A 13,270-nucleotide genomic window follows, 5' to 3' on the forward strand; every position below is an offset into this window, starting at 1 on the left:
TCCCCCTAATTTTCGGCTTCATAGTAAACATACCGGTTGGATAATTTCATAAGCGCAGCGGTCACCAGAGCGATCAGCACAAACAGGAACAGCGATTGCGCCATCGCCATGCTGAACTTCAGATCGGTAAATGCGGATTTATAAATGTTGTAGACGAAGGTGTAGGAGGCATAATTCGGCCCGCCTTTGGACAGCAGCATCGCTTCCGTAAACATCTGAAAGTTGTACATCGTTTGAATAATGACCACGAACAAAATGGACGGGCTGATCATGGGCAGCGTGATCGAAAAAAATCGCCGGACGCCGCTTGCTCCGTCCAGTTCGGCCGCTTCATAAAGATGCCGGGGAACATTTTTTAAGGCGGCCAGGAAGATGAGCACGCCGCTGCCGGAAATCCACACCTGGAGCAGGATGATGACCGGCTTGATGGTATGCTCTCCGCCGAGCCAATCGATTTTATCGGCACCAAACATACCGAGGACCGCGTTCAATATCCCGAATTCCGAGTTGAACACCAGCCGCCAGATAATCACAGTGGCCACAATCGGCACCAAAGTGGGCAAATAATAAAACGTCCGGTACAAGGCGATTCCCTTCACCTTGAAATTCAGCAGCATCGCCAGCAGCAACATCCCGGCACAGACGATCGGAACCCCGATGATCACAAAAAACATCGTATTAAACAAGCTTTTGCTGAAGATGGGATCGCTCAGCATTTCGACGAAGTTGGCGAGGCCGATGAATTGATAATTGACCGCACCGGGCAGCTTCGCATCCGTAAAGGCGTAGAAGATCGAGGTGCCGAACGGAACCAGAAAAAAGACGGTAAACCCGATGATCCAGGGCAGGATAAAAAGAAAGAAGACCAGTGTGTCATATTTGCGTAATTGGTTCATCACGACACCCCGTGATTGGTTAATTCCTTCAAATAAACGTACCGCTCCTCGGTAATCGATTTCTCCGCGGCCAAAGCGATCAGCAAAGCATTCCTTCCCACCTCGGCGCTGGCAAAAGGCTGCCTGTTGCTGCGGATGCAATTCAGGAAATCAATGCGCTGAGCTTGCCCGCCGGTGTGTCCGCCCATAATCGAGTCCGAAATGACGTCGATGTCGAGATGGTCCCGGGTGGAATTCTCCCCGCCGGCGATATCGATCGTTTTGTCGTTTTTCACCACCATCTGCGCGCCATTGCTGCCGATCAGGCCGATTTCCAGCCCGTCTCCCATTAAATTCATCGGCTTCAAGTAGAGGCACAAACCGAGATTGGCCTTGCTTCCGTTATCGTAGTCGATCGTAATAAAGGCGTGGTCCACCACCGTGGGATTGTCGATATTTTTCGCCGGATAGTGGCTGTATGAATTGGTGATCAGGTTTGGCTGCCCCTGCTTGATCATGTGTTGTCCGCCGGAGGCAAACACCCGCACCGGGTTCGCCCCGATCATCCAGTTGAAAATATCAAAGTGGTGGCAATCCTTCTCCACGATCGATCCGCCCGATTTCGTCTTATCATAAAACCAGTCCGCCGGCGGAAAAGAATCGCGGAATTCCTTGCACCACATCATTTTCACCTCGCCGAGCCGTCCCATCCCCACTTCATGCGCCAGTCTGCGGTAGACATTCGAATAGCGGTAGACCAAACCGATCTGCAGGATGCGCTGATGCTTCTCCGCGGCCGCGATGATGGCATCGCAATCTTCCAGCGTGTGCGCGACCGGCTTTTCCAGAAAAACATGCTTGCCCGCCTCCAGGAAAGCCACCGCGATCGGCCGGTGCATATAGTTCGGCACGCTGATAACGACGGCATCCAGATCTTCCTTGTCCAGCAGTTCGCGGTAATCGGAGCAGATAACCGGCTTGCTGTTATGAAGTTCCTTTAACGCCCGGGCTACGTTCCCTTCGTTCATATCGCATATGTACAGCACCTCACAGTCGTCCAGTTGGTCAAACCCCAGGGCGTGGTGTGATCCCATATCGCCAACACCGATAAATCCCATTCTGATCTTCCCCATAGCAGCACACTCCTTTTTCGCATTGATTTGCCGCAAATTGTCCGATTGAATACGTGATGGTTATCGCCGCGTTTTTCCTTGCAAAGGATTCGGATTTAGCGAATGTCATCCTGAATAAAATATTGCCCTAAGAAGACACACTGCTTAGATACCATTGTTTTACGCACTCTCCATTCTGTAACGCAAGAAAAAACGGGTTCACGCCATAGGCAAATTTCACGAAATATTGCACTTATATTTGCGGCAAATTTGATATTATTAACATAAATTATTGCACGTTTTTTTCGTTTGTCAACGATTTTTTGCCATTATTGTTTGCGCCTTTTTGCACATATTCCGAGTACGAAAAAAACATGCCTCTCCGACAAAGAGCGCATGCTTACGGAAAAAATCCGATATTTTGAAATGATCTGACCGCCAAAAGCATGATGATTCCCGAGGATACAAAAGAGGACACCATCTGCTTACCCGCCAGCGAGGAAGCAAAGGATTACCCGGAAATCTAACGGTTGCAACAGCGGCTATTCTCCGAAAAAAGACCTTTTCTAAATTCTAACGGTTGCGAGAGCCGTTATTTGCCTGAATCTAAGCAAAAATAGCCGGATTTCAGCGAAATAAGCGCCATGGCAACCGTTACAATTTGAACTCAACGTACTTGGAACAAATAGCGCTTGTGACAACCGTTAGAATATTTGTGGCTAGATTCACTCTTAATATGGCGCGGTCGAGAGGGCTCGATGATCCAAGGGGAGTTAGCCCACTGGATCATTTTCCATCACCTTCGCATTTTTAACCTCTCATCGTTCCGGTTCCCCATCGTCCGCGGATGGCGTGCGGTGCGTCATATACCTCGCCGATCGCCGAAATGGCACTCGTCGCTTCGTCAAGCTCGATTTCCGCAACCAGGACGTTTTTGTTTCAGCACATATTTTTTGTTCCAAGCATCCGCCATATTTTCAACTCCTCTTACCTTGTACCTCCGCCTCAATCGCGCCTTTCGCCCACTTCGGGATGTCCTTATCGTCCGCGAAGCCGGTCGTGGCGCCTGCTTCATCAGACTGTTTAAGCGCTCTAGCGATCAGCGACGCCATTTCCGCGCGGGTAATGGCGTCATTCGGCTTGAACGTTCCATCCGGATAGCCGCTGACAAGCTTCATGCATTTTATTATTTTTCTTCAGGACGACATACGAAGCAACAGCGGGCGACAAAAGATTTCTTCACCTCCACGTTTTGAGTATCCGTTAAATTTAACGGATGGACGCTACGACTTTCATCACCGGTTTTGTTCATATTTTCACTTTCTATATTTAAATCAATCTGTGAGGAGCAGTGTCAGGACTTAATCATATGTAGTAAAGCACCTATCGCATGGGACAGGTGCCGTTTATTAATTATGACTTCCGCACTGGTCTGATATACTTAAAAAACCGTTCCGGATTAAAATAAAAGTAAATTATTCTACCGGAGGAAGTATCAAAGCAGTAACCAGTGCCCACAAAATCAAAAGTTGCCATTGCCTTTTCAATCTTTTCCTCCACACTGCGATTTTCCTGCTCATAATCAAACGGCCCATGTTCAAAAACAATATACTCGGCTTCGGGAACATCGATCATAAGCATTTGTGGTGGTACTTCGCCTTTATAATCAAAAGGAAGTCGTACACCATAACACTCTGTACGTGGAATACCCCAATCGCAGAGTCTGCCGTCCGGGTCATTAATGTACGCCATAATCTGACCGCTGCCGCCGTTAGATTCGCTCCCACCTTCGTCATCTAGTTTGCCCTTGATACTATCAAGTAAGCCGCAAATTGTTTCGCAGTCCTGTCCCGGAATAAAACTTTGCTTTTGCCAAAAATCCCAATACCCATTACTCTCATAGTTTTTAATGTGCAAAAATTTGTGTGCGGGAATGGTTACAAAATAAATTTTAACATCATCTGTAGATTTCATCATACCAATCTCCCCCAATCCCAAAAAGTAGCGGTCGAAAGGGTTTATTTTTGTGCGAAGAACGACAGGCTTAGGCTTTTTTCGGTATTCACTTGGAGTTACACCATATGTTCCTTTGAAAGCTCTGGTAAAAGCTTCATGTGATGAAAAACCATACTCAAAAGCAATATCCAAAATGCTTTTTTCACAATCCCGAAGCTCTTTTAGCGCAAAGGCTAATTTTCTATGCCGCAGATAATCCCTAAATTGCATACCCGATATTTCCTTAAATTTTCTCGTAGTATAAAATTCGGAATAACCCAACTTGCGAGAAAGAAACCTTAGCGTTATAGCTTCACCGTTACGGTGTTTAATACATTCGTCAATTTCATCAACAATTACTTGAATTTGCTTATGCCACTCGTACATTCGTCAGTTCACCTCGTTTCAACCACCCTATAGTCATTATAGAGTAATGGAAATCGCACTACTTGATTTTACTTGCGGAAAAGAGAGAATCTGTTTTGTTTTGTCCTAACCAAACAACAGTCCAACTTATCGTAATAGCGCAACGGTTACGTGCATTCATCATACATTCGCCTTATCCTTTTGAGGCCACTGCATGAAGCAACCGATTTGCGTTATCCAATAATATCCAATCCAGCGCATCTGCCAATTCCGCCACAACCGCGATTTTTTTGTTGTGCGATGTTTTGCAGCAACGAAATATATGATATCTTGCATCACCAAGTGAGTCGACAAGCAAATAAGAAAACTGTCTTAAAGAAACCCTGCACCAAAACGGCAGGCCCCTTATGAAAACACAAAAAAAGCGGGTTCTGCGCAGATCACGCATACCCGCCCGCAGTTGTCCGTGGAAGACCGCTTACAAAGACAATTCCAAACGTAATTTCTAGGTTTTATTGTTCTGTACCAAGCTCCAATATTCTCACCAATAAGGTCACCGCTTCCGCTCGGGTAATACGCGCATTCGGCCGGATGCTGCCGTCCGCGTACCCGCTCACAATGCCTGCTTCAACAGCGTTCGCGATCGCTTGCTTCGCCCATCCGCCGATTTTGGCCTCGTCCGTAAACGCAGCCGCTGAACCTGCTCCTTCCAGCTTAAGCGCATTGGCCAGCATGACCGTAAATTCAGCGCGGGTAATGGCGGCATTCGGCTCGAACGTTCCATCGGGATAGCCGCTGACAAACTTCATGCCCGCCACGCTCAGGATGGCGCTCTTCGCCCAATGTTTCTCAATGTCTATGAACGATGGCGCCGGCTCGTTCGATTCGCCGCTATCGTCCTTCTTCTCGCCAACAGCCATGACCGCAAACTTGGTGAAGTGATCCACCTCGGCCGTAATTCGATCGCCTTTCACGACGCTGCCTATTTCAATCCATACTTTCTTTGCTTCGTCATAATAGAAAATAGCGACTCTTTGATTGTCTCCTATGAGAGACGGATCGAACTTCATCGAGATGACGATCGGCTTCTTGAAGTTTCCAGCCATATTTTTCGTCAATTCAAAGACGTTGCTGACCAGCGTTTCCTTATCGAATACGAGGTTTGCCGTACTGAGCAGCTTCTCGATCTCGATGCGCAGCTCTTGCTCCGCCGCTCCTGCGCCGATCGTAAGGATAACTTCGTTATCGAGACTAACCTCACCGGTCCTGCCGCTCGGAATAAGGATGGTGCCGTTGGCCGATTTGATAACGGAAGTATTATTGCCATTATCATGATCATTGTCATTGCCTGTGCCGCTGCCCGGCGTCTCCGGTTGCGGAGCCTTCGGTGTCGCCGTCACGGCATTGGAGAACTTGCTCTCGCCCCCCGCTCCCACGGCTTTCACTGAGAACGCGTATCGCGTGCCGTTCGTCAGACCGGTTACGGTGTGTGCGGTTTCTGTGACGTTCGCTTGCACTTGCTCCCAATCGGCTGGATCAACCGGAGCCGCAGACCCTGCATACTTGTAAACGACATAGCGACCCGCTCCAGCCACGGCATCCCAACTCAGCGAAACTTTCCGGTCGTCCGCCAAAGCGGCAAGAAGAACCGGCGCTGCCGGAACCTGCGACAATGTCGAATTGGGCGTCGCCGTCACGGCCATGGAGAAATCACTCTCACCACTCGCATCTACGGCTTTCACCGTGAACGCATAGCTCGTTCCGTTCGTCAATCCGGTTACCGTATACGTAGCTTCCGTTACGCTGGCTTGAGTCAACTGCCAGTTGCCCGGATCGGCCGGCGCCGCCATGCCTTCATATTGGTACACGGAATAGGTGACGTTTTCCGCTGAAGCGTCCCATCTTAAGGTTACGGCTCGGTCGCCGGGCGCCGCCGTCAAATTCGCAGGCGAAGCCGGAACAGATGCTTCATCCGGCGATGGGATCACTTCGTTCGACGGCGCGGACGAGGCCGATTCCCATGTGGCGTTCCTTGCGATCACCGTAAAGGTATACGCCGTACCGTTCGTCAGACCGGTGACGGTGATTGGGCTGTCCGAACCTTCCGCCGTCGCAACAGCTTCTCCGTTTGCCCACGCGGTGACCTTATAGCCTGTAATTTCGCTTCCGCCGTTATGGATCGGCGCGGCAAAGCTTACCTCAGCGGACCCGTCATGACCGACGGCATGCACATCGGCAGGTGCGTCCGGGGCGGTAGCAAGAGCCGAATACACTTTAAATTCCCAGAGTGAGTAGCCGTATTTGGTTCCTCTTTTCGTACCATACATCTGAACGTATCTTGCTTTCACGGGTTCGAAGGAGATTCTATCGATTCCGCCGTCTCCGGTTGTGGTGCTGTAAACGGTGGTCCAATTCGTCGCGTCGTCGGAAACCTGAATTTGGTACGCTTCGCCATACGCGTCTTCCCAATGTAGAGCTACCTCCTGGATGGACCTGCTAGAGCCAAGATCGACATAGATCCACTGCGGATCGGAATAGTTAGATCCCCAACGGGTACTAAGTGAGCCATCGACTGCATAACCGGGCCCCACGTTCGCGGCTTTGGACGAGTTTGCCACTACCGGCTTGCCTTCTGCAAGATTGGGCGGTACTGCTTCATACACGTTAAATTCATGAAGCGAGTAGCCATTTCCGGCACCCTGCTGAACTCCTTGCATACGAACGTACCTGCTACTTACCGGACTGAAAGAAATGTCTTCGATTCCGCCTTCACCCGTCGTCGTTGAGTAAACATCCGTCCAGGTGACAGCGTCGTCCGATACTTGAATTTTATAACTCTTCCCGTACGCTTTCTCCCAATTTAGCCTAACTTGATTGATCGAATATTGATTTTGCAAATCAACATAAATCCATTCATGATCCGCATCGTTTGAACTCCAATACGAAGTTCTGTAAAGATCCGTGGCATTCGAGGCATATCGATTGTCTTTGCTGGATGAAGCGGTCGCGCCTTTACTGTAAGCGAGATCGAATCCGCTGTCGTCGATGGAGGCCCCCTCATCCAAAGTCATGCTTCGGCCTGTGAACGTATCCTTGCCGAGCGTATAGCTTGTCGTGGATGTTTCTCCGTTTCGATCCAGCGTCACGTTCACGGTAATCCCCGGTGTTTCGGGATTGGCGACCGAAATACGGACAGGTGCTGCGGATTCGTCAACGATAACCATTACGGGTTGATCTACTGTGACAATCAAACCGTCTCTCACCGTCACCGTTCCGGGTTGATAAAACAGCAACTCCGCAATTCCCAGAGAATTATGCCGGACAGCCTGGACGGACGATGTATTCGAAAGAATACTTATCGGGTTGTCGCTCGCGTAGCTGCTGACCTCCTCGGAGGTTTTGTTCGGCAATACAATGTATTGATAGGAAGCGTTTGTGGGTTTCACGCCATGATCGAGCCAAATCGAAAAAATCGGCTTGGTCATCGCCTCCGTTGAGCTTCCCAAGATGACATCGCTCCATTTTCCGGTTTTCGTCTCCCGTTTTACTTGAAAATCTGTCGGATTCGGGAATATATAGCCGATATGATCGTTATAGGCCCAGCGTCCGCCCGTTTGCATCGTTCCGTCTGCTAACGGGGTGCCGTCTACGAGAACTTCGCCTATCGCCTGACTTTGGTTCAATGTCGTGTGGATCGGCGCGGTATTCGTCGAAGCGATTCCTGCACCAAGCGCCACCATCTCATCATCGAAAAAGAAGTAGCCTTTCTTTCCGCTTGTATTCAACTTGTTAAAATCAAATGCGGTGGCCCCATAACGCTCGTTTGTCACTCCGCCTACAAACGTTTTGGGATTGTTGAAATTCCCGTCTTTCGTGAGCACGTACGGGGCCGTCGTACCGGGAACATGGGCCCAGTCCATCAACGGGTAAACAGGTCTGTATTCGTCACCGGTTCTCTGAATGGCAGTGGCTCCTTGCGGTGTCCAGTACAACAGGTTATATCCGCTGGGATGAATCGTTCTCCATTCGCCGCCTTTAACCGTGCTGGAGGCCATCTTGACCGTAATTCCGTAGTCCGTTCGCATATGGGAGGAGACAAGCGTCTGCCATTGCGTCATATTGCTCACGTCCAGCCCGTTGCTCGTGTTCGTGCCGATCATGCGAATATTGTCAAGAAAACTGGCAAACTCCGCAGCCCGCTTCGGATTGGCCGTCTGCATCCATTGCATTGGATCTTCATAGAAGGTCAAAGCCGCGCTCGCATAATCCGGCCAATCAGGTCCATTCATCCCGATGCCCAGATCGGCAACATCGCCTTTCACAAGATACCTTGTGCCGTCCAGCAAGTATGACGATAACGAATCAATCGCCGCCTCGCTGTACGAGAACGCGGTGCCCGAGGTAATGTAGGCCCAGAATGACATATCTCTGGCAAAACTTCTTCCATAGCCCGTCGTATAATTCGTTTTTCCATGCATGAAAAAAGACATGTCCGACTGGATTCCCGTCACCGTCGTCGTCACATTCGACAGTACGTTAAACGCATCCACGGCGTTCCGGACGATCTGGGCATCCTCCAGCAATAAGCCGCGGTACATATAATTTTGATTGTACCAGGACGAATTCGCTCCATCGACCGTGTGCGGGCTGCTGTCTAATGTGCCGATAATATTGGAGACTTGCGTTGCCGTTAAATAGCCTTCACATAGAAGCGCAATTTTTTCCAGCCTTAATTGTTTGCCGATTCCGGTCTCCCACCAGTTGGTTGAAGTCGGCTTTACCGTGAACCAATAATCCAGCGCCTTTTGAATCCCCTCCAAAAGTGTTGCACTATGATAGTTTGGATCACTCGGGTCAGCGAATGCCTGCGCCATCGACTGCATCCGGTCTAAGGCAAGGTAGGGCGACCAACCTCTCCCATTGGCGGCGGAGGTTGTACTCGCGTAATCGACATCGCTCCAGCTTCCATCCGGGTTTTGATTGGATAAATAAGTACCAGCCTGTGATTTGAAGGTCCATTCGACCCGACCGTTCGTTCCATCATTTATAATATCTTTGGAGATGTAAAAATCGACCATACGCTTTTTCATCATTTTCATATCAGCGAGCTCTTGAGAAGCATTCGTTTCCCCGGGAGTGCTCGCCGATACGGGCGAGTATAAAAATATCGATGATATCATTAAACAAACCGTAGTAAGACATATCCACCTCTTTACAAACCTTTGCCTTGGGTTAGCCATTCTCATGCTCCTCCTTGTTAAGCTCAAAAACGTTGTTGATAACGCTTTCACATTAATGGATTGAAGAAGGCAGCAAATACTGCCTTCAACCCTTCAAAAAAACGTACTATATATATCCTCCAACGGGATGTCCACTACAGCCATCACTTCGTCCGCGGCACCGTAATACATGCGGATCGTTTGATCTAGTAAAATGGCTCCGCACGAAAACACGACCCCGCCGAAAAATCCATTCACCTCATAGGCGGTTTCCGGCTCCAATACGGGTACACGAGATCTTGCTATCACCTTGGCCGGATCTTTCAAGTCGAGCAGCACTGCGCCCATACAATAGCGATGCTTGCTGTCCGCGCCGTGGTACAGCGCAAGCCAGCCGCGATCGATTCGAATCGGAACCGCGCCGCCGCCCATTCGAGCCGAATCCCAGCCTTGTTCGCTAAGCCCCATCAAGAAGCGATGGTTCCCCCAATGTATGAGATCGGGCGATTCGGCAATCCACATCTCGGGGGAACCGAACGACTTCGGCACCGGACGGTGCAAAGCGTAGTATTTGCCGTTAATTTTCTCCGGGAATATCATGACGTCCTTATTTTCGGGAGCGAGCATAAGCCCGTGACGCTTGAATGTTCGAAAATCCCGGGTCTCCGCCAGGCCAACGCCAACGCCGCGAGCGGAGGCGGAGCTGTAAGTGATATAATACATGTCCCCGATTTGGGTCACGCGCGGATCTTCAATCCCCCACGCTTCCAGAGCGTGTTCCGGAAACAAGGCCGGCTGCGGCTCGATGTCGAAATGAACGCCATCCTTACTTCGCGCCACCAGCAGATGGGATAAGGATGTGAGCATGGCCGTTCGTCCGTCCCTTGCTACGAAGCGCGAGTCGGAGAAATCATAGCTCGGGTCAGCCTTGTCGTAGCGCTCTATAAGTACATCGGTGCCCGCTTCGTTAAGCCGGGGGACAAGCACTTCGTCCACCCGGTCCGATACCGGAGCTTCCGAAACGCGCAGCAACAGAATAATTTCATCCCGTACTTGCGCAACGCCTGCATTAAACGCTCCAAGCACTCGAAAGTCGGGGCGGGAGGGTGCAACGTCCCCGACACGTATAACAGGATTTTGCGCACAGCGTTTTACGTTCATGTAAGATACCTCTTTCCGTCTTTCAATGATTGTTATTTACCGGATGTAACGGCGTCGATTTGCGCTTGAATTTCATCGATCACTTTTTGTCCGCCGAGGCTCGCCATTTTTTCCTCCAGCGTCGCCTTGCCTTCATCCGCAGACAGCACACCTTGACTAAGCGGCAGGAAAAACGAATCGTGAAGCGGCGTAATTTTGGCATATTCCGTCTTCACCTTTTCAGCGTTAAAGCTGAAGCCTGCCGTCGGACTAAGCGTGAAATTAGCCGGGTCGGCGGAGAAGTCGAACCACTTCTTGTCATCCGGCATCATCGTATCCGGCGTGCGGTTCAGCGTTGGCCGCCAGGTCAGCACAAAGCCCGGGAACGAATAGTTGGACAGCGCCTTATAGCTCGTATCGCCGGCAGGCTCCCAATCCTTCCCTTGAATGCCGTATTCCATCAAATCGTGGTTTTCCTTAATGGACAACCAATTGACTACGTCCAGAGCCAAATCGCTGTGCTTGGATGAAGTCGGAATGCAAAGGAAATTCCATTGCTGGAAAGCGGTATACGGCCCCGCCTTATCACCGTTTGGAACGAAAACCTCAAGCTTGTCGCTGCCATCCTTCAGCATATCCGAATATTTCAATCCCTCCACACCGTCTGCAGCATAATAGGTGGCCGCATATTTTCCCTGTTTGAACAAGGTTTCCGCATTTTGCTCCTGCGCGATATTTTTGGAAATTATGCCGTCCTTGTAGTATTTGGTGACGCGTTCATAACCATCGGCAATCATCGGGCTTGCCCATTGACCGACAACTTTCTTGTCCTTGGTTGAATAGGAGAACATGCTGACGCCGATTTCCAGCACTTCATCGAGCGCCAGATTAGCGGATTCGCTCAGAATAAATGGAAGTTTATCGGCCTTTATGCCGTTAATGACGAAGGGTCTGACGTCCTTCTCGTTTTCCTTGACCGTATACAAAAATTTCTCCAGATCTTCGAGCGTTTTCAACTCGGGAAGTCCGTATTTCTCGCGCAAATCTTTGCGGATCAGCAGGCCGTATACCGGGCCTTGGGTGGTGCCGAGCGGAATGCCCATAATTTTGCCGTCGAATTTGTTATATTCCCACATTTCATCGGGAATGGACGCTTTAAGCTCCAGACGCTCGGCCACCATGGCATCCAGTTCCAGCAAAGAATTGCTGGCGATCATCTGATTCATCGACAACCATGGGGCATCCAAATACATATCGAAATCTTCCCCGGCAGACATCTTCACAGATACCGCATTCCCGTAATCGGACCACGGCAAGAAATTAATATTCAAGGCCGCTCCGACGTTATCCGCTTTCAATTTGTCGTTGACCGCCTGCAGCACATCGTCAAAGCCCGCCGGCTTATCTCCCGGGAAATAAGCTTTCAGGGTCACCGTTTCCTTCGGTGCGGATGTAGTGTTTTCCGTATTCGTTGGAGCATTCCCTTCATTGCCGCCAGTCCCCGTTTTGCCTCCGCAGCCCGCCAGCATCAATGACAAAGCCAATACTGTGGCCGTCACCGCGCCAAACCATTTTTTCAATCTCATTTCGTTAACCTCCCTTTATATAATGAAGAAAAAAAGTATCTATGATTAACCGGGCTGATCCGGTTAATGCCGGAAATTCTCGATTACCCTTTGACAGCTCCTACCGTTAGACCTTTGACAAAATACTTTTGAAGCAAGGGATACAGCAAGACAATCGGGCCGATCGTCAGCACGGTTGTCGCCATCCGCACACCATAGGTTGGTGGCGTTACGGCAATGGCTGCGGCGGCGGGAATGAGATTTCTGGCGGCCTCCATATTGGATACCATCCGGCGCAGAATCAATTGCAGCGGGAACAGCTTCTCATTATCCACGAACATCAATCCCATAAACCAGTCATTCCAGTAGTTCAGGGCATAAAAGAGACCGACGGAAGCCAGAATCGGCTTCGAGATCGGTATCATAATTTGAAAGAAAATTCTCATCTCATTCGCCCCGTCAATTCTTGCGGCTTCCTCCAATTCCTCGGGAATTGTGCGGAAGAAACTGACAAGCAAAAAGACGAGGAACGGCTGGCATAATAATGTTAAAATTAGCACCCAAACGGTATTCTGCAAATGCAGCCACTGACTGACCACAATATAAAACGGAATGATGCCTCCGGAAAAAAGCATAGGCAAATAGCAGAAAATCAGAAACGGCGTTTGCAGGACATTCCGCTTGTTGGCCAGAGAATAGCCGAGCATTGCGGAAATGCACAGCGCGCTTAATGCGCCTACGGCGGTGATAAAAATCGTGACCGCATAGCCGCTCAGCAGCACATCCGATTGCAAAACCGCTTTATAAGCGTCCAGCGATAATTTTTGCGGAAATAAAGTATACCCGTGCGCAATCAGTTCCCCCTCGTCCGTAAACGATCCGATAATCATCAGCAGAAAAGGAAACAGACAAAATAAAGTGAACAACAAAATGAACGTATAGGCAAATACCGTAAAAGTCCGATCCGCAGCACTCTGTTTCTGTCTCATCGTTACCTC

Annotated in this window: 8 protein-coding genes; all 8 read right to left on the reverse strand. The window is 49.8% G+C overall.

What is annotated here, in order from left to right; all coding sequences use genetic code 11:
- Nucleotides 1–5 precede the first annotated feature (5 nt).
- The 8 genes from DYE26_RS11140 to DYE26_RS11175 all read right to left on the reverse strand — a co-directional run bounded on the left by DYE26_RS11140 (nucleotide 6) and on the right by DYE26_RS11175 (nucleotide 13,261).
- Nucleotides 6–896: a carbohydrate ABC transporter permease gene (locus DYE26_RS11140; RefSeq protein ID WP_036624094.1), complete on the reverse strand. Its 891-nt coding sequence runs from the start codon at nucleotides 894–896 to the stop codon at nucleotides 6–8.
- Nucleotides 896–2,008: a Gfo/Idh/MocA family protein gene (locus DYE26_RS11145; protein ID WP_036624095.1), complete on the reverse strand. Its 1,113-nt coding sequence runs from the start codon at nucleotides 2,006–2,008 to the stop codon at nucleotides 896–898. The genes DYE26_RS11140 and DYE26_RS11145 overlap by 1 nt, the downstream gene beginning before the upstream one ends.
- A gap of 956 nt (nucleotides 2,009–2,964) precedes the next feature.
- A complete protein-coding gene (locus DYE26_RS11150) occupies nucleotides 2,965–3,165 on the reverse strand; it encodes an S-layer homology domain-containing protein (protein ID WP_036624096.1) in 201 nt (66 codons plus the stop codon).
- A 235-nt stretch (nucleotides 3,166–3,400) separates the two neighbouring features.
- On the reverse strand, nucleotides 3,401–4,369 hold the full coding sequence (locus DYE26_RS11155) for a helix-turn-helix transcriptional regulator (RefSeq protein WP_036624097.1): 969 nt from the start codon (nucleotides 4,367–4,369) through the stop codon (nucleotides 3,401–3,403).
- A 491-nt stretch (nucleotides 4,370–4,860) separates the two neighbouring features.
- Nucleotides 4,861–9,447: a polysaccharide lyase family 8 super-sandwich domain-containing protein gene (locus tag DYE26_RS11160; protein ID WP_051985552.1), complete on the reverse strand. Its 4,587-nt coding sequence runs from the start codon at nucleotides 9,445–9,447 to the stop codon at nucleotides 4,861–4,863.
- 234 nt (nucleotides 9,448–9,681) lie between these two features.
- On the reverse strand, nucleotides 9,682–10,728 hold the full coding sequence (locus tag DYE26_RS11165; protein ID WP_036624098.1) for a glycoside hydrolase family 130 protein: 1,047 nt from the start codon (nucleotides 10,726–10,728) through the stop codon (nucleotides 9,682–9,684).
- Between the two features lie 32 nt (nucleotides 10,729–10,760).
- Complete coding sequence (locus tag DYE26_RS11170) at nucleotides 10,761–12,293, reverse strand: ABC transporter substrate-binding protein (RefSeq protein WP_036624099.1); 1,533 nt, start codon at nucleotides 12,291–12,293, stop codon at nucleotides 10,761–10,763.
- Nucleotides 12,294–12,376: 83 nt separating this feature from the next.
- A complete protein-coding gene (locus DYE26_RS11175) occupies nucleotides 12,377–13,261 on the reverse strand; it encodes a carbohydrate ABC transporter permease (protein ID WP_036624100.1) in 885 nt (294 codons plus the stop codon).
- Nucleotides 13,262–13,270 lie beyond the last annotated feature (9 nt).

This window comes from Paenibacillus macerans, assembly GCF_900454495.1.
In the GTDB taxonomy this organism is placed as follows: Bacteria; Bacillota; Bacilli; order Paenibacillales; family Paenibacillaceae; genus Fontibacillus; species Fontibacillus macerans.